The sequence below is a fragment of the Streptomyces sp. NPDC005761 genome (assembly GCF_040630635.1).
In the GTDB taxonomy this organism is placed as follows: domain Bacteria; phylum Actinomycetota; class Actinomycetes; order Streptomycetales; family Streptomycetaceae; genus Streptomyces.
In genome coordinates this window covers 51,274-74,122 of sequence record NZ_JBEXXX010000040.1, presented here as the reverse complement: position 1 = coordinate 74,122, position 22,849 = coordinate 51,274, and the positions used below count along the sequence as shown (strand labels likewise).

The 22,849-nt window shown below is 71.1% G+C and carries 19 protein-coding genes; 5 read left to right on the top strand and 14 right to left on the bottom strand.

Annotation, left to right across the window (positions count from 1 at the left end; genetic code table 11):
• Window positions 1–90: 90 nt before the first annotated feature.
• The 3 genes from moaA to ABZ434_RS28590 form a co-directional block, all read right to left on the bottom strand.
• On the bottom strand, window positions 91–1,080 hold the full coding sequence (gene moaA / locus ABZ434_RS28600; RefSeq protein WP_359142607.1) for a GTP 3',8-cyclase MoaA: 990 nt from the start codon (window positions 1,078–1,080) through the stop codon (window positions 91–93).
• Window positions 1,081–1,264: 184 nt separating this feature from the next.
• Window positions 1,265–2,905, bottom strand: coding sequence for a cation acetate symporter (locus ABZ434_RS28595; protein WP_359142605.1), 1,641 nt, complete (start codon window positions 2,903–2,905; stop codon window positions 1,265–1,267).
• Window positions 2,902–3,267: a DUF485 domain-containing protein gene (locus ABZ434_RS28590; RefSeq protein WP_359142604.1), complete on the bottom strand. Its 366-nt coding sequence runs from the start codon at window positions 3,265–3,267 to the stop codon at window positions 2,902–2,904. Before ABZ434_RS28590 ends, ABZ434_RS28595 begins: the two co-directional genes overlap by 4 nt.
• Before the next feature lie 291 nt (window positions 3,268–3,558).
• Between ABZ434_RS28590 and ABZ434_RS28585 the strand changes: the two genes are divergently transcribed.
• Together ABZ434_RS28585 and ABZ434_RS28580 are read left to right on the top strand one after the other, a co-directional pair.
• Entirely contained in the window at window positions 3,559–5,094 is a 1,536-nt protein-coding gene (locus tag ABZ434_RS28585; protein WP_359142602.1) for a S8 family serine peptidase, read from the top strand.
• A 103-nt stretch (window positions 5,095–5,197) separates the two neighbouring features.
• A complete protein-coding gene (locus ABZ434_RS28580; protein ID WP_359142600.1) occupies window positions 5,198–6,631 on the top strand; it encodes a CoA transferase in 1,434 nt (477 codons plus the stop codon).
• Between the two features lie 21 nt (window positions 6,632–6,652).
• Here the strand turns inward: ABZ434_RS28580 and ABZ434_RS28575 are convergent, their stop codons facing one another.
• From ABZ434_RS28575 to ABZ434_RS28525, 11 genes are all read right to left on the bottom strand, one after another.
• A complete protein-coding gene (locus ABZ434_RS28575) occupies window positions 6,653–7,696 on the bottom strand; it encodes a zinc-dependent alcohol dehydrogenase family protein (protein WP_359142598.1) in 1,044 nt (347 codons plus the stop codon).
• Between the two features lie 20 nt (window positions 7,697–7,716).
• Window positions 7,717–8,406, bottom strand: a complete 690-nt coding sequence (locus tag ABZ434_RS28570) for a lysoplasmalogenase (protein ID WP_359142596.1) — start codon at window positions 8,404–8,406, stop codon at window positions 7,717–7,719.
• The gene (locus ABZ434_RS28565) at window positions 8,403–9,296 is read right to left on the bottom strand and encodes a sterol desaturase family protein (protein WP_359142594.1); all 894 of its coding nucleotides are present in this window, start codon (window positions 9,294–9,296) and stop codon (window positions 8,403–8,405) included. Before ABZ434_RS28565 ends, ABZ434_RS28570 begins: the two co-directional genes overlap by 4 nt.
• A 121-nt stretch (window positions 9,297–9,417) precedes the next feature.
• Window positions 9,418–10,131 carry a VIT family protein gene (locus ABZ434_RS28560; protein WP_359142592.1) on the bottom strand — a complete coding sequence of 238 codons (714 nt, stop codon included), beginning with the start codon at window positions 10,129–10,131 and terminating at the stop codon, window positions 9,418–9,420.
• Window positions 10,132–10,189: 58 nt separating this feature from the next.
• Window positions 10,190–10,804 (bottom strand): hypothetical protein, encoded by a 615-nt coding sequence (locus ABZ434_RS28555; RefSeq protein WP_359142590.1) that lies wholly within the window; start codon window positions 10,802–10,804, stop codon window positions 10,190–10,192.
• A complete protein-coding gene (locus ABZ434_RS28550) occupies window positions 10,801–11,124 on the bottom strand; it encodes a hypothetical protein (RefSeq protein WP_359142588.1) in 324 nt (107 codons plus the stop codon). The genes ABZ434_RS28555 and ABZ434_RS28550 overlap by 4 nt, the downstream gene beginning before the upstream one ends.
• A complete protein-coding gene (locus ABZ434_RS28545) occupies window positions 11,108–16,288 on the bottom strand; it encodes a caspase family protein (protein ID WP_359142586.1) in 5,181 nt (1,726 codons plus the stop codon). The genes ABZ434_RS28550 and ABZ434_RS28545 overlap by 17 nt, the downstream gene beginning before the upstream one ends.
• Before the next feature lie 96 nt (window positions 16,289–16,384).
• Window positions 16,385–17,611 carry an amidohydrolase family protein gene (locus ABZ434_RS28540; protein ID WP_359142584.1) on the bottom strand — a complete coding sequence of 409 codons (1,227 nt, stop codon included), beginning with the start codon at window positions 17,609–17,611 and terminating at the stop codon, window positions 16,385–16,387.
• Window positions 17,608–18,885 (bottom strand): amidohydrolase family protein, encoded by a 1,278-nt coding sequence (locus ABZ434_RS28535; protein ID WP_359142582.1) that lies wholly within the window; start codon window positions 18,883–18,885, stop codon window positions 17,608–17,610. Before ABZ434_RS28535 ends, ABZ434_RS28540 begins: the two co-directional genes overlap by 4 nt.
• A gap of 178 nt (window positions 18,886–19,063) precedes the next feature.
• On the bottom strand, window positions 19,064–19,948 hold the full coding sequence (locus ABZ434_RS28530; RefSeq protein ID WP_359142580.1) for an SDR family NAD(P)-dependent oxidoreductase: 885 nt from the start codon (window positions 19,946–19,948) through the stop codon (window positions 19,064–19,066).
• Complete coding sequence (locus ABZ434_RS28525; RefSeq protein WP_359142578.1) at window positions 19,945–20,745, bottom strand: acetoacetate decarboxylase family protein; 801 nt, start codon at window positions 20,743–20,745, stop codon at window positions 19,945–19,947. Before ABZ434_RS28525 ends, ABZ434_RS28530 begins: the two co-directional genes overlap by 4 nt.
• A gap of 112 nt (window positions 20,746–20,857) precedes the next feature.
• On the opposite strand from ABZ434_RS28525, the gene ABZ434_RS28520 reads away from it, so the two are divergent.
• The 3 genes from ABZ434_RS28520 (at window position 20,858) to ABZ434_RS28510 (ending at window position 22,844) form a co-directional block, all read left to right on the top strand.
• The gene (locus tag ABZ434_RS28520) at window positions 20,858–21,505 is read left to right on the top strand and encodes a TetR family transcriptional regulator (RefSeq protein WP_359142576.1); all 648 of its coding nucleotides are present in this window, start codon (window positions 20,858–20,860) and stop codon (window positions 21,503–21,505) included.
• 37 nt (window positions 21,506–21,542) lie between these two features.
• Window positions 21,543–22,547: a DEDDh family exonuclease gene (locus ABZ434_RS28515; RefSeq protein WP_359142574.1), complete on the top strand. Its 1,005-nt coding sequence runs from the start codon at window positions 21,543–21,545 to the stop codon at window positions 22,545–22,547.
• A gap of 63 nt (window positions 22,548–22,610) precedes the next feature.
• Window positions 22,611–22,844, top strand: coding sequence for a hypothetical protein (locus tag ABZ434_RS28510; protein WP_078852816.1), 234 nt, complete (start codon window positions 22,611–22,613; stop codon window positions 22,842–22,844).
• Window positions 22,845–22,849: the final 5 nt, after the last annotated feature.

The window sequence follows — 22,849 nt, the reverse complement described above, 5'->3', positions numbered from 1 at the left end:
TATCGGGGCGACCCTCCGCCTTGCGATCGCACGCACCAGACGCCGCCGGACCCGCCCTCCGGGCGGACGGCGCTACTTTCGAAACACGCCCTAGCCGCCGATCGCCGACATCGGGCGGTCGGGCTGGAGGAACGACGGGTCGTCGAGACCGGATCCGGCCTTCTTGCCCCACATCGCGAGCTTCCAGAGCCGGGCGATCTCCTCGTCCGGGGCCTCGGAGCGCAGCGCGCCGCGCAGGTCCGTCTCCTCGCGGGCGAACAGGCAGGTGCGCACCTGCCCGTCGGCGGTGAGCCTGGTGCGGTCACAGGCCCGGCAGAACGGCCGGGTGACGGAGGCGATGACGCCGACCCGGTGGGGTCCGCCGTCCACGAGCCAGCGCTCGGCGGGAGCGGAACCGCGCTCCCCGTCGTCCTCGGCGGTGAGGTCGAAGCGGGTGCGCAGCGACTGGAGGATGTCTCCGGCCGTGATCATGCCGTCGCGCTTCCAGCCGTGCTGGGCGTCGAGCGGCATCTGCTCGATGAAGCGGAGCTCGTAGTCGTTCTCCACGGCCCAGGCGAGCAGGTCGGGCGCCTCGTCGTCGTTGAGCCCCGGCATCAGGACGGTGTTGACCTTGACGGGGGTGAGTCCGGCTTCGCGCGCGGCCTCGAGTCCGGCCAGCACGTCGTGATGGCGGTCGCGGCGGGTAAGGGTCTTGAACACCTCGGGCCGCAGGGTGTCCAGGGAGACGTTGACCCGGTCCAGGCCTGCGGCTTCGAGCGCGGCAGCGGTCCGCTTCAGTCCGATGCCGTTGGTCGTGAGCGACATCTTCGGGCGGGGCTCCAGGGCCGCGCACTGCTGGACGATGGAGACGAGTCCGGGACGCAGCAGAGGCTCCCCGCCGGTGAAGCGGACCTCGGTGATGCCGAGCTGTGTGACGGCGATGCGGACGAGCCGGACGATTTCGTCGTCACTCAGCAGGTCGGGCTTGGCCAGCCACTGCAGGCCTTCCTCGGGCATGCAGTAGGTGCAGCGCAGATTACAGCGGTCGGTAAGAGAGACACGCAGGTCGGTGGCGACCCGGTCGTAGGTGTCGATGAGCATGGTGGGCCCCCTCCCCCGGTGACTTCCCGGTTGCGATGTCTGACTCTTCCGAGACTACGCGAGACCTGTGACAACGGAGGGGCCCGTTTGACACGAGGACTGGCGCGGCCGCGTCGTAGGACTCTACGACGCGGCCGCGCCAAGGGAGCGTGCGGGGACCGCTCTCCTGTGTGAACTCCTGCTCTCAGTGGGCTCCGATGCCGGTGAGGGACTTGACCTCCAGCTCGGCGTACTTGCCCTTGTCCGGCTCCTCATTGGACAGGAGGGAGCCGATCCAGCCGAGCAGGAAGCCCAGCGGGATGGAGATCAGGCCCGGGTTCTCCAGCGGGAACCAGGCGAAGTCGACGCCCTTGAACATCGAGGTCTTCGCGTTCCCGGAGACGACCGGCGAGAACAGCACCAGGATCACGGAGCTGGCGAGGCCGCCGTAGATCGACCACAGCGCGCCCTGGGTGGTGAACCGCTTCCAGAAGAGGCTGTAGAGGAGCGTCGGCAGGTTGGCCGAGGCGGCGACGGCGAAGGCGAGCGCCACCAGACCGGCGACGTTCATGTCGCGGGCGAAGGCGCCCAGGACGATCGCGGCCGCGCCGATGAAGACGGTGGCCCAGCGCGCTGCCCGCATCTCCTCCTTCTCGGTGGCCTTCCCCTTGCGGATGACGTTGGCGTAGATGTCGTGGGCGAAGGAGGACGAGGAGGCGAGGGTGAGTCCCGCGACGACGGCGAGGATGGTGGCGAAGGCGACGGCGGAGATCACGGCGAGCATGACGGCGCCGCCGGTGGTGCCGACCCCGCCGAGATACTCGGCGAGCTGCGGGGCCGCAGCGTTGCCTGCCGGGTTCTTCGCCTTGATCTCGTCCGGGCCGATCAGGGCCGCGGCGCCGAACCCGAGCGCGATCGTCATCAGGTAGAAGGCGCCGATGATGCCGATGGCCCAGTTGACCGACTTACGGGCGGCCTTGGCGGTCGGCACCGTGTAGAAGCGGATCAGGATGTGCGGCAGGCCGGCGGTGCCGAGCACCAGGGCGATACCGAGGGAGAGGAAGTCCAGCTTCGAGGTGCCCGTGGCGCCGTACTTGAGTCCGGGCTCCAGGAACGACGCGCCGTGGCCGCTCTTCTCGGCGGCCGTGCCCAGCAGGTCGGACACGTTGAAGTCGAACTTCCACAGCACCATGAAGGTCATCAGGATGGCGCCCGCGATGAGCAGCACGGCCTTGACCATCTGCACCCAGGTGGTCCCCTTCATGCCGCCGATGGTGACGTACACGATCATCAGTACGCCGACCAGCGCAACGATGAGGATCTTTCCGGCATCGCTGGTGATCCCGAGGAGCAGCGAAACCAGAACTCCGGCTCCGGCCATCTGCGCAAGCAGGTAGAAGATCGAGACGACGATGGTGGAAACGCCCGCGGCGGTACGGACCGGGCGCTGGCGCATCCGGTAGGCGAGTACGTCGCCCATGGTGTACCGGCCGGAGTTGCGCAGCGGTTCGGCGACCAGTAGCAGCGCCACCAGCCAGGCGACGAGGAAGCCGATCGAGTAGAGGAAGCCGTCGTAGCCGAAGAGGGCGATGGCTCCGGCGATGCCGAGGAACGAGGCCGCGGACATGTAGTCGCCGGAGACCGCGAGGCCGTTCTGGAAGGCGGTGAACTGCCGGCCGCCCGCGTAGAAGTCGGAGGCGCTCTTGGTCTGGCGGCCGGCCCAGACGGTGATGCCGAGGGTCGCGGCGACGAAGACCGCGAAGAGCGAGATGATCAGCGGCCGGTGCTCGCTGGTGGACGAGGCGGCGAGCGTCACGACGGTGTGGGAGTGGTACGCGGCGCTCATACGTCGGCCTCCATACGGGACTTGATGGCCTCGGCCTTCGGGTCGAGCTTCGCGTTGGCGTGCCGCGAGTAGAGCCAGGCGATGAGGAAGGTGGTGAGGAACTGGGCGAGGCCGAAGACGAAGGCCACGTTGAAGTTGCTGTACACCTTGGTGCCCATGAAGCCGCCGGCGTAGTTGGACAGCAGCACGTACAGCAGGTACCAGAGAACGAAGGCGATGGTCAGCGGGAAGGCGAACGAGCGGTACGAGCGGCGCAGTTCGCCGAATTCCGCGCTCTCCTGCTCCGCGAGGAACGCCTCGGTCGTGGGCTGGGCGGGGCCGCTCTCCGTACTGCCCTCGGGCGGCGGTGCATCGGTAGCCACGGAATCTCCTCGCGACGCGGGTGCGGTGGTGGTGGGGACGGTGGATTTCACTGGGGACCTCGATATCGGGGAGGGATGGTGCGCCTCCCCTGACAACGGCACGCAGCGCACGGCGAAGCGGTTCACCTAGGTTTCCGCCGTCTCCGTGTCACCCCTTCGGACGCTCCGGCAGGAATCGTTTCTCTCGAACTCATTGATGAGCGGGGATGATCAGCGATAGCTTCACTGGTCATGTACGCGACTGGACACGGCCCGTGTCCGGTCCACTGACACGGATGAAGTGGAGACCCCATGGCTCATCTGGGATCCAGACGGAAGCGCGCACTGACGCTGCCCGTCGGATTGGCCCTCACCGCGTCGCTCGGCTTCCTGCCGACGGGTACCGCCTCCGCCGTTCCGGCGCAGGAGACGCCCTCGGCGACGGTGTCGACGGACGGTCCGAAGCTCTCGTACGTGATCAACACCCGCGGCGGTCACGGCACCGTCAAGCAGGTGCGCAAGGCGATCGAGCGGGCCGGCGGCACGGTGGTGAACGCCTACGACCGGATCGGGGTCATCGTCGCCCACTCGCAGAACCCGCGGTTCGCGCAGACGATGCGCCTCGTGAGGGGTGTCGACTCGGCGGGTGCCACCCGTACCAACCCGATCGTCCCGCAGGCCACGAAGGACATCGGGGTCGACCAGCCGCTGACCGCGCAGCAGGAGCGGACCGCGGCGGCGCAGGCGACGGCCGACCAGGACCCCATGGAGCCCCTGCAGTGGGACCTGCCCGCCATCAAGGCGGACAAGGCGCACGAGAAGTCGCTGGGCAGCTCGAAGGTGACGGTCGCGGTCATCGACACGGGTGTCGACGACACCCACCCGGATCTCGCCGCGAACTTCGATCGCTCCGCCTCGGCGAACTGTGTGTCCGGGGCCCCGGACACCACGGCGGGCTCCTGGCGTCCGGCGGCCGGTGAGAGCGATCACGGCACGCATGTCGCGGGCACGATCGCCGCCGCGAAGAACGGCGTCGGGGTCACGGGGGTCGCCCCCGGGGTGAAGGTCTCCGGCATCAAGGTGGGGAACCCGGACGGCTTCTTCTACACCGAGGCCGTCGTCTGCGGCTTCATGTGGGCGGCCGACCACGGCGTGGACGTCACCAACAACAGCTATTACACCGACCCGTGGATGTACAACTGCAAGGACGATCCGGACCAGGGTGCGCTGGTCGAGGCCGTCGCCCGGGCGACCCGGTACGCCGAGGGCAAGGGCACGGTCAACGTCGCCGCGGCCGGCAACTCGGCCGAGGACCTGGCGGCCGCCACGATCGAGGACGCGTCCAGCCCGAACGACACCTCGCCGCTCCCCCGGACGATCGACCCGGCGCAGTGCCCCGACATCCCGACGATGCTGCCGGGCGTCGTGACGGTCTCGGCGACGGGTGCGAAGGGGCTGAAGGCCTCGTACTCGAACTACGGCAACGGCGTCATCGACGTGGCCGCGCCGGGAGGCGACTCGACGGTCTACCAGACGCCCGCACCGCCCGCGACGAGCGGCCTCATCCTCTCCACGCTGCCGGGCGGCAAGTACGGCTACAAGGCCGGCACCTCGATGGCCTCCCCGCATGTCGCGGGGGTCGTGGCCCTGATCAAGTCGAAGCACCCGTACGCGTCGGCGGCCGCCGTCAAGGCCCTGCTGACGCTCGAGGCCGATGCCACGGCGTGCGGTGAGCCGTACGACATCGACGGCGACGGCGAGGTCGACGCGGTCTGCGAGGGCGGCAAGAACCGCAACGGCTTCTACGGAGCCGGAGTGGTGGACGCGCTGGACGCGGTGCGCTGGTAGGTGACGGTGCGGGGGCCGGCACGGTCGGCCCCCGCACCGGGCGGGGAGCCTGGCAACTCCCCGCCCTCTGGCCCGGGGTGGCACGCGGTGCCATAGTGCGGGGATGATCCACTCCACCGCCTCGCCCGCCACGGCCACCGAGCAGGCCTGGGCGGCCCTCGGTGGCGACCCGGCGCTCCTCGCCCGTATCGCGTTCTCGGGACCGGCCGGAACACTGCCCGCCCGGCTGCCGGTGCGGGACCTCGCCCGCGCAGCGGTCGCGGTCTGTTCCCTGGCCGCCGCGGAGCTGACGGCGCGCCGCACCGGCGGGCCCGTCCCCGGGGTCCGGACCGATGACGGAGCTGTGGCCACCGCGTTCGTGAGCGAACGCCATCTGCGGGTCGACGGCCGCGCGCCGGCCACGTTCGCCCCGTTGTCCCGGTTCTGGCGCACGGCCGACGGCTGGGTCCGCACGCACGCCAACTACCCGCACCACCGCGCACGCCTGCTGGGCACCTTGGGGTTGTCCGAGGACATCGCCGACGACGTGGCGGTGGACGCCGTGGCCCGCTCGTTCGAGGGGCGGAGCGCGGCCGGGATCGAGCGGACGGTGTACGCGGCGGGCGCCCTGGCCGTCGCTGCCAGAACCCCCGTGGAGTGGGCCGCCGACCCGCGCCGTCACGCGCTGCGGACCATGCCGCTGGTGGAACGGGAGCGGATCGGGCCGGCTCCCGTGCGCCGGACGGCCCCGCTCACCGGCGCGCCGGTGCTGCCCGCCGCGGGGCTGCGCGTCCTGGACCTCACCCGGGTCACCGCGGGGCCCGTCGCCACTCGTACGCTCGCGCTGCTCGGCGCGGACGTACTTCGGATCGACTCACCGCGGCTCCCGGAGAGCCAGGACGCGCACAGCGACACGGGGTTCGGGAAGCGTTCCGTGAGCATGGACCTGGCGAAGGAGGCCGGGCGGGCCGCCTTCGAGGGGCTGCTGGCCGGGGCGGACGTGGTCCTCACCGGATACCGGCACGGGGCGCTGGATCGGTTCGGGCTGGCGCCGGAGGGCCTGGCGGCACGCAGGCCGGGCCTGGTGGTCGGGCGCCTGTCGGCCTGGGGGCGTGGCCCGTGGCACCTGGAACGCGGCTTCGACAGCCTGGTGCAGGTGGCCACGGGCATCGCGACGGCCGAGGCGGAGCCCGGAGCGGCCGACGGCCGGCCTGGGGCGCTGCCCGCCCAGGCGCTGGACCACGGCACGGGCTATCTGCTGGCCGCGGCCGTGCTGAGGGCCCTGACCGAGCAGCACGACGAGGGCGGTTCCAGGCTGGTCACCCTCGCGCTCGCCCGTACCGCCGCGTGGCTCACGGACGAGATCCCCGCGGGGGCGGACCGGCCGGCACCGGGCAGCGCCGCGTACCACCCGGAGCCGTGGCTCACCGAGACGGACAGCCCGCTGGGGCGCCTGCGCCACGCGCTCCCACCGGTGGCCTTCGACGGAGCACCCACCGACTGGTCGCGTCCGCCCGGCCCGCTGGGCGCGGACGCGGCCGCGTGGCTCACGGCTTGATGAGCGACGCGGCCGCGTGGCTCACGGCTTGATGAGGACCTTCAGCGCCGTGCGCTCGTCCATCGCCTTGTAACCGGCCGGTACCTCGTCGAGGCCGACGGTCAGATCGAAGACGGGCGACGGGTCGATGGTGCCGGACAGGACATCGGGGAGCAGTTCCGGGATGTACGTGCGCACGGGGGCGACGCCGCCGCGCAGGGCGATGTTCCGGTCGAACATGACGCCGAGGTCCAGTCCGGTGCCACTGCCGTGCGGCACGCCGACGTAGCCGATGGAGCCGCCGTCGCGGGTGATGCCCACGGCGGTGCGCATGGACTGCTCGGTGCCGACGGCCTCGATCACCGCTTGGGCACCCTCGCCGCCGAGCAGTTCGCGTACCGCCTCGACGGCCGCTTCGCCGCGCTCGGCGACAACGTCGGTGGCACCGAAGTCCCGGGCGATGTCGGTGCGCACCTGATGGCGGCCGAGCGCGATGATCCGCTCCGCGCCGAGCCGCTTGGCCGCCATGACACCGCACAGGCCGACGGCACCGTCCCCGACGACGGCGACCGTGGAACCACGCTTCACACCGGCGCCGACAGCGGCGTGGTGACCGGTGCCGAGGACGTCGGACAGGGCCAGGAGCGCGGTGAGCAGGTGGTCGTCGGAGGCCCCGGCGGCGGGGAGCCTGACCAGCGTGCCGTCGGCGAACGGGACGCGCACGGCCTCGCCCTGTCCGCCGTCGGAACCGACCGAGCCCCAGAAGCCGCCCTGCGGGCAGGAGGTGGTGAGCCCCTCGGCGCAGTAGGCGCAGGTGCCGTCGGACCAGACGAAGGGCGCCACGACGAGGTCGCCGATGCTGAAGCCGTTGACCTCGGAGCCCGCCTCCTCGACGATCCCCAGGAACTCGTGGCCGATCCGCTGGCCGGGCCGGCGGGCGGACTCGCCGCGGTAGGCCCACAGGTCGCTGCCGCAGATGCAGGCCCGCAGGACTCGCAGCACCACGTCGGTGGGCTGCTGGATCGCCGGGTCCGGGACCTCCTGCACGCGGATGTCGTGGGGGGCGTGGATGACGGTGGCGCGCATGCGTGGGGATCCTCGTGGTCTCAGATGCTGATACTCCGCTCACCGTACGCCCCGGGGGCCGCACCGGCCCATTTCGCCCCGGGGGCGAGCGCGCCCAGGGTCAGCAGGAGCTGCGCGGCCACGTAGGTGGACATGACCCAGAAGTCGGGGGCGGGCAGCTGCGGCCAGTCGGCGATGCCGGTGGCGATCAGCGCGTCGGAGAGCAGGAAGAGTGCGCCTCCGGCGGCCGCGTACCGGCCGAGGACGCCGGAGCGGTAGGCCATGGCGGTCAGCAGCAGGCTGTAACCGGCCATCGGTATCCGCAGCCCGGCCGGCAGGCCGTCCCAGATCAGGACGACGAAGACGGTGAGGACGACGGCGTACGCGATGCCGGGCAGCAGGGCGCCCCGGGCCCGTCCGAAGAGCCGCAGATAACAGAGGTGTCCCGCGGCGAAGCCGCCCATCCCGACGAGGAAGGCGAGGTCGGCGTCGGCCAGCAGGAACACATCCCCGATCCAGCCGCAGAGCAGAGCGGCGATCAGCAGCCGCGGGCCCCGACGGGCCGCGGCGTACGCGGCGAGGAGCGGCATCAGCAGCGGCTTCGCGACGAAGTGGGCGGGGCCGTTGTCGGCGAGGACCCCGACGAGGTCCGCGGCGCACACGACGAGGAAGGCGACGAGCAGGGGGCGGACGCAACGCTCGCGCCGGCCCCGGAGCGGACCGGCGTTCATCCGGTGCGCTCCCGCGCGGGGGCCGCCGTGGGGGCCTTGCCCTTGCCCGCCGTGGCCGTGGCGGGCTGCCAGCCGGGCCCGCGGAAGACCCGCCCCGCGCGCTCGCTCCAGCTGCCCGCCGCGCGCACGTCGCGGGCGATGGCGGCGTACTCGTGGGTGGCGACCCGCAGCGGGTTGAACGTGTCGATGTTCTTGGTGAGGCCGAACACCGGCCGCTCCGTCTCCGCGGTGAACGACCCGAACCACCGGTCCCACACGATGAGGATGCCGCCGAAGTTCCGGTCGAGGTAGCCGCCCTGGGAGGCGTGGTGCACCCGGTGGTGGGAGGGGGTGTTCAGTACGTACTCGAAGGGCCGGGGCAGCTTGTCGACCCGCTCGGTGTGCACCCAGAACTGGTAGACGAGGTTCACCGACGAGCAGAAGGCGAGCGCCGCCGGGTGGACGCCGCAGGCGATGAGCGGAAGGTAGAACGGCCAGACGGTCAGCGAGGTCCAGGGCTGGCGCAGTGCGGTGGAGAGGTTGAACTTCCGGCTGGAGTGGTGGACCACGTGGCAGCCCCAGAGGATCCGGATCACGTGATGGCCGCGGTGCGACCAGTAGTAGAAGAAGTCCTGCCCCAGCAGCATCAGCGGGACGGTCCACCACAGAAGCGGGACGCGGAGCGGGGTCAGCTCGTAGACCGCGGTGTAGATCGCGACGATGGGCACTTTCCACAGCAGGTCGAAGGCCAGGCTGCCCAGCCCCATGGTGATGCTGGTGGTGGCGTCCTTCGCCTCGTAACCGGCGGCGTCCTCATCGGGGTGGAAGTGGTGGAGCGCCATCTCCAGAACGGTGAGCAGGACGAAGGCCGGTATGGACCAGAGCACTACATCGGGCAGGTTCGTCGGCATGCCTGCACCGTAGAGCGGGGGGTCCGCCCCGGACTAGACGTTGTTACCAACAAGTATGCGAGACATCTTGTCAGCAGCCGTTGGCACCTTCTGCCAAAAGCCGGCACCTGCTCCGGCCGCCCTATACCCCCGCGGCCCCCAGCAGTTCCCCCGCCACATACGTCACGGCCATCGCCACCGCTCCCCCGCCCATGTTGCGCAGCACCGCCGGCCCCGCCGCCGCGCCGCCGAGCCGGGCACTCCACCAGCCCGTCAGGGCCAGCGCCGCGAGCACCGACAGCACGGTCACCAGGAGGCGGGCCGACGACGGCGGCAGCACGATCGCCAGCAGGGGCAGCAGCGCACCCACCGTGAACGCAAGGAAGCTTGCCCCTGCCGCGTGCCACGGGTTCGTCAGGTCGTCCGGATCGATGCCCAGCTCGACCTCGGCGTGGGCGCGCAGCGCGTCGCGTTCGGTGAGTTGGACGGCGGCCTCACGGGCGACCTCCCGGCTGAGCCCCTTGCCCTCCAGCAGGCCGGTCAGTTCGGTGAGTTCGGCCTCCGGGGTCTCCTGGAGCTCCCGCTTCTCCGTCGCCAGCGCGGCCTTCTCCGAATCGCGCTGGGTGGAGACCGACACGTACTCGCCCGCCGCCATCGACATGGACCCGGCCAGCAGCCCGGCCAGGCCGGCCGTCAGCAGAGTGCCCCGGTCACCGGTGGCCCCGGCGACGCCGACGACGAGCCCCGCGGTGGAGACCACTCCGTCGTTGGCCCCGAGCACCGCGGCACGCAGCCAGTTCAGCCGCGCGCCGAGGCCGTTGCCGTGCGGTTCGTGGTGGGCCTGGGTATCGCTCATCCGGGGATGGTCCCATCTCCTGTTCGCCGGTCACCCGCCGACACCGCCGCGGCCGTCCTCAGCACCGCGCTGCCGGTGCCAGGGAGCGGACGTCGTCCGCCGGGATCCACCGCAACGCCTTCTGGCCGCGGACCCAGAGTGTCACCGCGACGCCGTCGCTCAGCACCAGCTCACCGCAGATGGCCCCGGCGACCGTGGTGACGACAACCGTGGGGCCTGCCGGCTCGGCCGGCTTGTCCGCTTCCGCCGGTACGACCCAGGTCACCGCGATGGCCGCGACAACCGCCGTGAGGCCGGCGACCGAACAGCGTCGTGCGGCGGTCAGTACGTCCTGAGTGCGCTCGACCTCGTCCAGTACGGCGGTCAGGAGCACGTCCCCGGTCAGCCACGTGCCGTGCCCGAGCCGCCCGTGCGCGGCGCGCACGGCGGCCAGGGCCCCGGCCAGCAACAGGGCGAAGGCCAGGACGAGCAGAGCGGCCGCGGTCCAGCGCCAGGGCCCTGCCATGCCCGCGACGCTCTCCCGCCCCTTGAGGACGAAGACGACGCCGACGAGCCCGGTCAGCGCTGTCAGCCCGTTGCGCCACCCTTCGGCCTGCTTACGGACGGCGGCGAGCTGTTCGAGCTGGAGCTGCTGGCCGAGCTGCGCGAGTCGTTTCCTGGTCAGATCTGTCATGGCACCGGCACGTCCCAGAAGGCCCCGCAGCCCGTGTCGGGGGACTCGGAGGGCCGGTCCGGATGAGGGAAGCCGCACTGGCAGTAGACGAGGATGCTCCCCGTGAGCGGCTCCGGGGTCTTCCTGCGGCCGAGCAGCCGCCGGCCCTTGTGCGGGCCGAGCACTCCATACGCAACCCGGAACACGCTGCTCGCGTGGCAGTTCGGGCACCGGCCGGTGACGGTGTACCAGCGGCCGTCGGCGGAACGTACGACAGCGGGGTTCCCGGCGGGAGTGAGCTCCTGCTCGCGGAACGGTGTCAGATCATGCGTGGGCGGCATCCGCCTTCCTTTCCTGCTGCGCATCGCGGTACGGGATCGCGGGCGGTGTCGGGGCCGGGACGTCGGGATAGGTCCCCGGCAGGTCCAGGCCGAACACGCCGGCGTACAGGCTCAGCCGCTCCACGACCTGGGCCGTGGTCCATCCGAGCTCCCGTGCGCTGACGGCGATCCGCTCGCCGGGCACCCGTCCGCCGAGAGCCGGGGCACGGCCGGTGTACTCATCGGTGAGGAGGATCAGGTCCTGCCACAGAGGGATCGCGGAGAACTCCGGCCGCTCGATGGCCAGCTCGACGCCGAAGGGCCGGTAGACCGCGAGGCGGTCCCACGCCAGGTCCATCGGCCATCCGAAGCGGGCCGCGACCCGCAGGAGGTCGATGGGGCCGACGGGCCGGTTGCCGGCCAGGTCGTCGAGGAACATCGCGGTGTCGTGCCGGGTCGGACGCCACCGCACCCACTCCTCGTCGGCTGCGTCGCCCCGCGGCTGCCACGGGCTACCGAGCTGCACGAACCTGCTCAGCTCGCTCAGACTGTCGCCGAGCGTGCCCTCCTTGCCCCGGGCATGCTGCGCGAGCCTGTCCACATGGGTCCCCGTCAGCCAGCGCACTCCCTCCGGTGTCCACTCGCAACTGGCTTCCACGTCCGCCGCGGTGACGCGCACGTCGGACAAGTGCTCGGGAAGCATGCCCATCAAGGGCTCGACGCCCAGCAGCGGGGCCAGATCGCGGAGTTTCGCATACACGTCCCCGAGCGGAAGGCTGCGTGCGGATGCCGCCAGCACGGCATACGCCGAGTCCAGACGGGTCGGACCTCCCGGATTGTCGACCCACGCGAGCCCCCAGGACCACGGCGTCAGGAGCCCCATGTCGTCCTGCGAAACGCCGAGCCAACGGTCGACGAGCTCCGCAGCCCGGGCGTCCACGAGTCCGTCCCCTGCCAAGCTCGTCAGCGCCGCGACGATGTCGGCGGTGTCCGCCTGGGACGCGCGTACGGCGACGGCGATCTCGGCGAGCGGCGCGAGATACGGTGACGCACACGGATGAGCCACGTACCTCCGGTAGCTTTCGCGGGGCATGGCCGGATCCGCCACCAGGGCGGACTCCAGCTTGGTGAAGGTACGGTCCTTCAGCCCGTCCAGGTCGGGAAGCTGCAGGTCCATCGACACGAACCACGGCGCGAAGCGCTCGTACACCTCTCCCACCGTCAAAGACGTCCTGGCCGCTGCCGCGGCCCAGAGACGTGCGGACGGACCGTGCTCCCCCGGCCAGTACGCGCGTCCGAACGCGGCTTCCACCTCTGTGTAGACGTCTCCGCCGGTGCCGCTCGCGGGCTCCACCATCGCGGCATCCGTCGACAGCCCGAGCCACTCGTAGCGCTGGACGACCTGCTCGAACTCCTCTTGCGAGGGGTGTTCCGCGAGCTTGAATCCCCTCCCGTCACCGCCGAACGCGGGGTGCAAGCGCAACACCCGCATTTCTCTCTCCGTCGCGACCGAGTCCGCCGGAACTCTGCCGAGATCGATGTCCAGCGGTGCCAGGGGGAATCCGGCCGCAGTGAATCGCCCGGCCCTCGTCAGTGCCTCCCGCCAGGGGAGCTCATCCCTGACGGAGAAGTGATTCAGCACGGACAGCACCAGGGAAGGGCCGTCCTGCTCCTGTTCTTCCTCCTCCCCCTCCCGCGTCCACTCACTGATCAGCGGCGTGCCGTACTTCTGGCTCACAGCGAGCAGCGCGCAGTCAACGGAGTCGAGTTCGACCGTATGGGCGGCCTCGAGATCGGGCACGGCGGGGACACGGACACCGGCGATGGCGTACCTGCGAAGGCGGCCCAGCAGTCCGGCGAACGTCGTGGCCCGGTCCCCGGGCTGCGGCACCACAGCCTCTTCAAGACGGACGCCTCCCCCGTACTCCTCTGCGGTGATCCGGCTCTCCCACGGCACCGGCTGCGGGTACCCTGCCAGCGATTCCGGCGCCGGTACGTCCACCCATCGGGATGCCACCGGGATGCGTGCCGCGCGCAGGACGGCCACCCGCCACGCCACCAGACCGGGCGGCGCCGACCCGAAGGTGGTGTGCTGGAAATCCGAGGGCTTCTCGCCCCTGTGCAGTGCCATGTCCATCGGAAAGCATCCGAGCTCACGCAGCGCAATCCCAGCGGCCCGGTCCCAGCCGGTCGAGCTGGCCAGCGACGCATCCGTGTCAAGGAGTCTCGCGACCAGCGGCTGCGCGCCTCCACTGTGGCTGTGCGCAAAGCTCCACAACCATTCCACGCTGAACCAGGGTGGAATGTCCATGTGTTCCGTCAGGGCGCGGACATGGGCCGCCCGCCACCTCTCGTCGAACTTCAGGATTCTCGTTCTGCTGGTGTTCAGCTCCGGGGAGCGGGTCTCCCTGAGGTCGACCACGCATCCGAACGCCCCCTCGACCGAACGGTGGGAGAGCGAACGGAATGACTCGCCCGGGCCCACCTCCCGATCACCCACAGGTGTCCAGATCCCGTCCACGAGCAGGCAGCCCTGGCCGGGTACCCACCACACATTCCGGTCGGCCCGCACCGGACTCGTGCAGTCGCCGTCGTAGTAGAGGACTCCCTTCTCCCATTCCTTGACCACCGCGCCGGCCTGCTCGACCCGCATCGTGAAGTCGCACAGCCACACGTGCTTGGCCAGTTCGTCGGCCACCTCTATCGCATCGCCGTTGAGATAGAGCCGCACCGTGGTCCCGCCGCTCGGCTGGGACGTGTCGCTCTCCTTGATACGGAAAAGACTTCCGCTCGACGCGATGTCCACCCGCAGCCCGCGGCCGGACTCCGGGCGGCCGAACTCGTCCGTGACCCGGGTCCAGATGCTGATCTCGTCGGCCAGCATGAAATAGCTGAACACTCCGATACCGAAACGGCTGTTCGCGAAGAGCCTGAGGTCCTTGTCCACGGCTCGCCAGCGGGCCTGTTCCCTCCGGTACTCCCTGGACTGCTCGAACCGGCGCCCGGCACGCGAGAAGGTGCTGCGCAACGCGGTCTGGCTCATGCCCACGCCGTTGTCCTGGCACTCCACGTAGGCGCGACCGTGCTCGTCGACGCCCTGCCGGAAGACGATCTCGCCGTCCCACTGCTGCCCGATGCCCTCCTTCAACGCGCCGTACCGCACCCGCGCGTGACGGTACCGGCAGGCGTCCAGGGCGTTCTGGTAGAGCTCACGCAGGGCCAGCATCCGGTCGCCGTACAGCTGGGAACCCATGAGGAGTTCGCGCATCTCGTCCTCGGCAAGGCTGAAACGCATCAGCGGCAGCCCGTAGGCATCGCCGCGATCGGCGGCGTTGTACTGCGGCCGCAGCTTGCGGCAGGTGACGCGCTCGGGGAGATGCGCGAGCGGGCCCGTGGGCTCACCGGGGGCCAGGTGCTGCTTGATGTGCTGCACGGCGTCGTCGGCCCAGCCGGTCAGCTTCTCCAGCGCGGCGTGCACCGCCGGGTGCGGACAGGGAAGATCCAGATCGATACAGGTGCCGAGCCTGTCCCTGGACCAGCGCAGCTCCTGAACGCCGTTGACCGCCTGCGCGGGAATCAGGCCGTCCATCACCCCGATGTTGTCCACCATGACGCCCGGCATGTCCCGCAGATCCCCGCCGAGCAGCCCCGCCAGGCCGATCAGCCAGGACAGTTCCCTCAGCCTCCAGCGTTCGGAAGGACCGACGGGAGGCACGAGCTCGGACGGCCTCTGCGGCCCGTCCGCAGGTTCGCGCTCCCCCGCGTACGGTTGCGACGGCGGGACAGCGGTCTGGCGGCAGACCCGCATCAGCCCGTCCAGGAACTCCGCGAACCGTGCGGAGTCCTCACTGATGCCGAGCATCGCGGAGGCCAGTGGACGCAGCAGGCCCGGCGCGTAGACGTCCCAGAGCTCCTCACGACCCAGGACATGGCGGTGCATCAGCCAGGCGGCGACCGCGTCAGCCTCCTTGCCGGCGTCCCTGCTCGCCAGTTCGCGCCCCTTGCGCCAGATCAGCGGGTGCGCGGCGTACGTGTGCTCCAGGTCGATGCGAGCCGCGTCGGCCCCGAGCTCGCCCGTCGCAGGGTCGAGCCGGAACGGTTCGGCGGCCGCCGCCTCCTTGACCCCCATGGCGTACACGGCCTCGCGGACGAAGGGCGCTGCCATGAGCACGGCCAGTTCGCAGGGGTCCAGCGTCGGGCCGCCCTGGGTCACCGACGGGGCCAGCAGGGGGCGCAGCCCCGTCGTCAGGACCCGCACCGGATAGCCGTCGTCGGCCCAGGGGTCGGGGACCTCCGCCAGGGCCGAGGCCCGCAGTCCGGCGCACTCGACGGTGAGCTGCACCAGGGCGTGCTGAAGTGCGCCCTTCCGTTCCTCCGCGCACTGGACGGCCGTCCACAGCTCGGGGTCACGCACCGCCACCGACCACTCCTCCTGGAGGGTCCGCCCGGAGCAGAGCTCGATCCCGGCTATCGCGCCGGGGCCGCTCGGCGCGTATTGCGGATTGGGCCGCTGCTCGTGCCCTGCGGCACGGGCGAACTCCGCAGTTCTGCGGACGGTGTGGGAGATCACGTCTCCCACCGTCCGCGGCGAACTGTCAGCGGCGAGGGCCTCGGCGAGCGCCCGGCTGAAGTGGCTGCCCGCACGGTCGTCCGAACCGCAGGTCTGGCCCGCGGCACAGCCGAAGACGACGGCCACCCGGTCCCGCCATGACGGGAAGTTGGTCGCGGGGCCGCCGAAGGACCCCTCCGGGTCGGTGAGCGGGTCGCGGCAGGCGTCGATGGTGAGCAGGACGTTGCCTGCCTTGCAGCCCTTGAGCAGACTCGTCAGATCGAGTCCGATGAGGCTGTCGGCGTCGACATGGGGAGGATCGGTCGACCAGTTGAGCTGCGCCTCCGACGGTACGAGGTAGTCCGAACCATCCACCGAGAGTCCATGGCCGGTGAAGTGGACCAGCACGGTGCCACCCTCCGGCGCCGTGCAGCAGACCCGGCTGATCGCGCTGATGATCCGGGACCGAAGCGCCGGGCGGTCGGCGGCGAGCCCCAAGGTCTCGACGCTGTAGCCGGACGAGCGCAGCGCGGCATCCATCAGCTCCACATCTCGGACCACGGCATGGGTCAAGTCCGGGAACTGGTCACTCAGTTCGTACTGCGGTACCGCGATAAGCAATGCCTGCCTGCTCACGCCCACGGCCGTTGTCGCCTCCCCCATCAGGCCCGATCGGTCCAGATCACCCTGCCACAGACGGTCCGTCGGCCAGACGGGTTCGGCGACTCCCGGTCACCAGACGCGCACCGACCCGCCCGGCGCGAAGGCGGGGCTGGTGGCGTCCTGCGGCACCTCCTTCAGGGGTTCGGCGATCTCCTCGACGGTCGGGCCCACTTCCGCGGCGATACGGTCCAGCGCCGTCAGGTCGAATCCGTAGACGCGGGCCGCGTTCCCGCCGGCCATGGCGGCCGTCTCCGCGGGCGGCAGCCCTGCGTACGCGATCCGCAGGCCCTCGCGTGAGTACGGGGCGGTGCCCTCGTCGTGCGGGTAGTCGCTGCCCCACATGATCTTGTCGAGGCCGATCCGGTCGCGCAGCGGCACCTCGTGAGGGCGCATGAAGCTGGCGCCCACGTAGCAGTTGTCGCGCCAGACCTCGCTGGGGGGCGCGCCCATCGAAGTGGCGAGCCCGGCACCGAACTTGGACTCGGCGGTCGCCGCTCGGGAGGCCGCCGCGACGAGCCGGCCGTGGTAGTAGTCGAGCATCTCCACGACGCCCGGGATCCAGCCGGAGCCCTGTTCGGTGAGGACCAGTTGCAGCCCGGGGTGACGGCGGAAGGCACCGCCGAAGATCAGGTGCCACAGTGCCCGGTGCGAGAACCAGGTGGTCTCCACCATGAAGACGGCGCGGGCCGCCGGTTCGTCGCCGAGCGGCGGGGAGGCGGAGCCGCCGTGGTGGTTGACCGGTACGCCGAGCTCCGCGCAGACCGCCCACAGCGGGTCGTACACGTCGGAGTACAGCTCCGGGACTCCGCTGCCCGGCGGAGCGCCCGGCAGGAGGATGCCGCCGGTGAGGCCCGCCTGCGTGGTGCGGCGGACCTCACGGGCCGCCTCGGCAGGGTCGTTGAGGAGGACCTGGGCGACGCCTGCCCGGCGGCCCGGCGCCGCGGCGCAGAAGTCGGCGAGCCAGCGGTTGTGGGCGCGCAGCCCCGCCCAGCGCTGCTCGTACTCCTGCCGGGACGGTGCCGGCGCCATCAGGGAGGCGGAGGGGAAGAAGGGCGGGATGGTGTTGGGGAAGACGACTTCGGCGACGATGCCGTCGGCCTCCAGTTCGGCGAGGCGGCGGTCCGAGTTCCAGTTGCGGTCGGCGGTGTCGGCGACCAGGTCCTCGTACGGGTTGACGTAGGCCGCCGCCCAGGCATCGAAGTCCTCGTGGTGCTTCGACTCCAGGTAGGGCCGGTAGTCGAGGAGGTCCGCCCCGGCGTGGCAGTCGGCGGAGATGACGGTGTAGCGGTCTGTCATGACGCCCCCAGGACCGGGAAGTCGTGGTCGGTGAGCCAGTGCCGGCCGACCTCGCGCGAGCGGGCCCAGGACGCCTCGACCGCTGCCTGGTCGGTGCTCTGGCCCAGGTCGGCGGGGGTCGGGCCGATGCGCGCGGCCAGTGGGGCGAGCTTGTCCGTGTCGAAGCCGAAGACCTCGGCGGCAGCGAGGCCGAGCATCACGCGGGTCTCGGCGACGGGGATGTCGTGGAAGGTGTTGCGCAGCCAGTTCGCGGTGTCCGGCCAGGTGCCCTCGGGGTGCGGGAAGTCGCTCCCCCACAGGATGTTGCCGACGCCGATCTCGTACCGCTGGGCGAGTTCGCGGCGTTTGGTGTTGGTGGCGCAGATGAAGACCTGCCGGTCGAGGTACTCGTGCGGCGGCCGCTTGAGTTCGGCGAACGGGGAGAGCTTCTTGCCGCCGTGGGCACCGAGATAGAGCCGGTCCATGAACCACAGGAGGTTCGGCAGCCACCAGCAGCCGGACTCCGCGACGCCGAACTTCAGCCCCGGGTGCCGTTCGAAGGCGCCCGACCAGAGGAGGAACCAGAGCGGGCGGGACGGCCACCAGGTGACCTCGGAGACGTAGATGCCGAGGTGGTCTCCGTACTCGTGGCGAGGTGCCGCGCCGGAGTGGGTGACGACCGGCATGCCGGTCTCGGCGGCGGCCGCCCACACGGGGTCGTACCGGCGGTCGTGGTAGGGGGCCTTGTCCACCCACATGGAGGGGATCATGAGGGCGCCGAGTCCGGACTCCTTCGCCCGGTGGATCTCGGCGACGACCCGGTCGACGTCCCCGGTGACGGGCAGGAGGGCGACGCCGCAGTGGCGCTCGGGGTGCTGGGAGACGAAGTCGGCGAGCCAGCGGTTGTGTGCCTGCGCCCCGGCCATGCCCAGTTCCGGGTCCTGGTCGCCGGAGAGGCCGAGGCCGACCCCGAAGGGGGCCGCGGTACGGCTGTCGACGGCGTCCGCGTCGGGGAAGACGACCTCGGCCACCACGCCGTCGCCGTCGAGCTCCTTGAGGCGCTGCGCAGTGTCCCAGCCACCCTTCAGTCCTTGCTCGTTGTCGTGGAACCACTTGTCGGCGAAGGCCTCGTTGCGTACGCCGAGGCGGGTCATCTCCTCGCGCCGGCGGTCCCGGCCGGCCAGGAAGTCGTCGAACTCCCGGTGGAAGCGGCGGTCGAGGTAGGGCCGGTACTCCTCGGTGGGCAGCCCGGCGTGGCAGTCGGAGGAGATGATCAGGTACCGGTCGTCAGTCATCGCTGGGACCTGGGTCCTTTCGTTGGGACCGGGCCGGATCAGGGAGCCCGGTCTGGTGCGTGCGGCTGCAAGGCGGAGGATCGGGGCAACGCGGAGCGTCGGTGATCGACGACAGCGCAGCGGATGCGCGTGCCGGGCCCCGCGAGCCGGCCTGATCCGAACGACGGGCCCCCGCTCCTCAGTCGAGTACGAAGCTCTCCAGGTACGACGGATTGGCCCGCTCCAGCATCGACTGCGATCTGGCGCGGATCTGCCGGTCGCTGTGCTCGCTGTCGGGCAGCATCCAGAAGCGGTCGGCGCGTATCCCGTCCACGACGGTCGCGGCGACGTCCTCCACGGGGGTGAACTCCACCTCGTGGCCCGCCGATCTCATGGCGGTCTCCCACTGGTCGAGGCTGCGGTACGGGGTGCGGCGCGGGCGCTCCTTCGCGTAGCGCTCGGGCCGGTTGCGGTGCGACTCCCACAGCCCGGTGCGCAGCATGTGCGGGCCGGGGAAGAGGACCGAGGCGCCGATCGACGTACCCTCCGCCCGCAGGTGCGCGTACAGGGATTCGGTCATCGTGACGACGGCGGACTTGGTGACGGCGTACACGGACGCGGTGGGGAGCGGGGCGATTCCGCCGTCGCCCGACGAGGTGTTGACGACGTGGCCGGGGGTGCCGTCGGCCAGCATGCGGGGCAGGAAGGCCTGGATTCCGTGGAAGACGCCCCAGACGTTGACGGCGAAGGCCCACTTCCAGTCGTTCGGGTCGTGCTCCCACATCCGGCCCTCGGCGCCGGAGCCGACCCCGGCGTTGTTGCACAGCACGTGCACGGCGCCGAAGGTGTCGTACGCGGCATCGGCGAGGGCGGTGACGGACTCGCGCTCGCCGACGTCGACGACCGCGGCGAGCACCTGCGCACCCTCGCGGCGCAGTTCACCGGCAGCCTTGTCGAGTGCACCCTCCTCCACGTCGGCGAGCACGACCTTCAGGCCCTCGGCCGCGAACCTGCGGGCCATGGCGAGGCCGATGCCGCTCGCGGCGCCGGTGACGACGGCGACCTGGCCCTCCTGAAGTCTCATCGGACGCTCCCTCGCGGCGGGCCGTCGTGGATCTGCTGCGGGTCGTCGTAGCGCTGATGGATGTACGGCAACAGCGCGTCGGCGCTCACCCGCTCGACGGCCCGGCCCTGCTGGTCGCTGGTCTTCTCGCCGATGGTGATGTCGAGTACGCGCAGCACGGGAAGATCGGCGACCGGGTCGTACATGGACTCGCGGAGCACCACGTCGCCCGTGATCCGCTCCAGTCGGCGGACCTTCTCGTGGCGGGTGCAGTGGATCAGTACGGGGCCGGAGTCGAAGCCCTCGCCGTCCGCCGCGGGCAGGAACTTGAAGTAGAAGTCGAGCTTGGTGGCCGGTGCGGGCAGCGGGAGCGGTTCGGTGACCGCGCCGCGGATCTCGACGAAGGCGATGCCGTGGCGGGCGAGTGAGGCGTGCACGACGAGTCCCTCACGCTCCACGCTCACCTCGCCGAGCTTCTTCGGCTCACCGAACACCTCGCGGCCGCCGGTCAGGGCCCGTTCGTGGGTCATCGGCATCACCAACGGGTACCAGCCCTCGTGCCCGTCGTGGACCGCGGCGACGGCGACGGAGCCCGCGCCGAGGGGGTAGCCGGGGAGATCGACCTTGCTGATGCCGGCCCGGACGAGCGGACGCGCGGCGGGTTTCAGGGGCGGCGGGAGAACGGCGGCCACCGCGTCGGGATCGCTCTCCCAGACGGCGGCGACGCCGGTGGACCAGATGTCGGGGAGCCGGGAGCGGGCCTCGCGGGCCGCCGCGATCTCGGCCTCGGTGCGCGCGCCGTACCGTACACGTGCCATGCGGTGCCACCCTTCTCGGTTGTCCGTGCCGGGTTCTGTAACACAGTTACACCGGAGCTCGTGAAGGGTAAAGAGCCGTGCGTGTAACGGAGTTCCGGAGTCTGGAGGAGTCGTGGCGCGTTCGTCGCTGACCCGTGAGGAGGTCCTCGCGGCCGCTGCCGGGCTCGTGCGGCAGCACGGCCCGCAGACCCTCACCATGCGCAGACTGGCCGCCGAGCTGGGGACTGCGGTCACCTCGATCTACTGGCACGTCGGCAACCGCGAGGCGCTGCTGGACGCCCTCGTCGAGCACACCGTCCAGGAGATGGGCACCCTGCGCCCCACCGGCCGCACCCCCGGCACCCGGATCGTCTCCGTGGCCCGCGGGCTGCGCCGGGAGTTGCGCGCGCGCCCGCATCTGATCGCGATGGTCCACGAACGAGGACTGACAGAACGCATGTTCCTGCCGGCCCAGCAGGCGCTCGTCCACGAGGTGCACGCCGCCGGGCTGCGCGGCGCCCGCGCGGCCTCCGCGGTGAGGGCGGTGCAGTTCCACACCGTCGGCTTCCTGCTCGTCGAGCGCAACCGGGAGCGGTCCCCCGTCCAGTCACCGGCCGAGGGCGAGCTGTGGAGCGCCTCGACGGCCGACGGCGACCCGGCGCTGGCCCGGGCGCTGGCGCGGCCCGCCGACCAGGACCGGCTTTTCGTCACGTCCCTACGGGCCCTGGTGGACGGGCTGCTGGCCGGCCCGCCCCACGACCGCGCGCCCGGGAGGGGGTGACCGAATAGGGGACTGTCGGTGGCGGCCCGTATTCTCTGTGACCATGCTCGACGACCGCCAGACCGCAGCACCGTGGCCGACCGCCTACCCGCAGGGGTACGCGGTCGTCGACGTGGAGACCACCGGACTCGCACGGGACGACCGGATCATCTCCGCCGCCGTCTACCGCCTGGACGCGCAGGGCAACGTCGAGGACCACTGGTACACCCTCGTCAACCCGGAGCGCGATCCCGGCCCCGTCTGGATCCACGGGCTGACGAGCGATGTCCTGGAAGGCGCCCCGCTCTTCCCCGAGGTCGCCGCCCAGCTCTCCGAGCGGCTCGCCGACCGCGTGCTCGTCGCGCACAACGCCGCCTTCGACTGGTCGATGCTGGCCCGGGAGTACGCGCGGGCCGCGGTCGTCGCCCCCGTACAACAACGGCTGTGCACGATCGCGCTCTCCAAGGAACTGCGGTTGCCGCTGCCCAACCACAAGCTGGAGTCGCTGGCCGCGCACTTCGGTGTGGTGCAGGAGCGCGCGCACCACGCACTGGACGATGCCCGGGTACTGGCCGAGGCGTTCCGCCCGAGCCTGCACGCGGCGGCGCGGGGCGGGGTGCGGCTGCCGCTGCTGGAGTGCCGGCCGCTGACCGAGTGGTCGGACTCCCCCGTCACCCCGCGGATCGGCTACCAGCCCTCGTACGGGTCGCAGAACAGCTGGCGCCCGTCGCGCAAGCGTCCGGCCTGCCCCTATCCGAATCCCGGACGGTACGAGAAGGACAAACCCCTCATGCAGGGCATGCGGGTGGCGTTCTCCGGCGACACCTCGATCGACCGTGAGCTCCTGGAGGACCGGGCCGTGGAGGCGGGGCTGCACGTGGCGACGAGCGTCTCCCGGCTGACGAGCCTGCTCGTCACCAACGACCCGGACGCCGCGACGTCGAAGACGGTGAAGGCCAAGTCGTTCGGCACTCCGATCCTGGAGGAGAGCGCCTTCACCCATCTTCTGCGGGACGTGGCCGCGGCCGTGAAGGTCCCGGGCCCGACACCGTCATCGGAGTGAACCGGGGGCGACTCGCCCGCCCGCCGCTCGCCCCCCGCCGCCCCGCGTCCCACCCTGTGGCGCATGGCACGTTGCGAGGTATGCGGAAACGACTACGGGATGTCCTTCGAGGTGCACGCGCAGGGCGCGGTGCATGTCTTCGACTGCTTCTCCTGCGCCATCCACCGCATGGCGCCCATCTGCGAGCACTGCCGGGTCCAGGTCATCGGCCAGGGTGTCGAGGTCGACGGGCACTGGTTCTGCGGAGGCCACTGCGCCCGCGCCGAGGGGAAGGTGGGCATCATCGACAAAGTCTGAGCACC

Bases quoted from the DNA above. Each gene is read 5' to 3' on its own strand.
- ABZ434_RS28570 (WP_359142596.1), bottom strand. From the start codon at position 8,406: ATGAACGCCGGTCCGCTCCGGGGCCGGCGCGAGCGTTGCGTCCGCCCC.
- ABZ434_RS28530 (WP_359142580.1), bottom strand. From the start codon at position 19,948: ATGAGACTTCAGGAGGGCCAGGTCGCCGTCGTCACCGGCGCCGCGAGC.
- ABZ434_RS28550 (WP_359142588.1), bottom strand. From the start codon at position 11,124: ATGCCGCCCACGCATGATCTGACACCGTTCCGCGAGCAGGAGCTCACT.
- ABZ434_RS28580 (WP_359142600.1), top strand. From the start codon at position 5,198: ATGATCCACTCCACCGCCTCGCCCGCCACGGCCACCGAGCAGGCCTGG.
- ABZ434_RS28525 (WP_359142578.1), bottom strand. From the start codon at position 20,745: ATGGCACGTGTACGGTACGGCGCGCGCACCGAGGCCGAGATCGCGGCG.
- moaA (WP_359142607.1), bottom strand. From the start codon at position 1,080: ATGCTCATCGACACCTACGACCGGGTCGCCACCGACCTGCGTGTCTCT.
- ABZ434_RS28585 (WP_359142602.1), top strand. From the start codon at position 3,559: ATGGCTCATCTGGGATCCAGACGGAAGCGCGCACTGACGCTGCCCGTC.
- ABZ434_RS28575 (WP_359142598.1), bottom strand. From the start codon at position 7,696: ATGCGCGCCACCGTCATCCACGCCCCCCACGACATCCGCGTGCAGGAG.
- ABZ434_RS28595 (WP_359142605.1), bottom strand. From the start codon at position 2,905: ATGAGCGCCGCGTACCACTCCCACACCGTCGTGACGCTCGCCGCCTCG.
- ABZ434_RS28540 (WP_359142584.1), bottom strand. From the start codon at position 17,611: ATGACAGACCGCTACACCGTCATCTCCGCCGACTGCCACGCCGGGGCG.
- ABZ434_RS28535 (WP_359142582.1), bottom strand. From the start codon at position 18,885: ATGACTGACGACCGGTACCTGATCATCTCCTCCGACTGCCACGCCGGG.
- ABZ434_RS28565 (WP_359142594.1), bottom strand. From the start codon at position 9,296: ATGCCGACGAACCTGCCCGATGTAGTGCTCTGGTCCATACCGGCCTTC.
- ABZ434_RS28555 (WP_359142590.1), bottom strand. From the start codon at position 10,804: ATGACAGATCTGACCAGGAAACGACTCGCGCAGCTCGGCCAGCAGCTC.
- ABZ434_RS28560 (WP_359142592.1), bottom strand. From the start codon at position 10,131: ATGAGCGATACCCAGGCCCACCACGAACCGCACGGCAACGGCCTCGGC.
- ABZ434_RS28510 (WP_078852816.1), top strand. From the start codon at position 22,611: ATGGCACGTTGCGAGGTATGCGGAAACGACTACGGGATGTCCTTCGAG.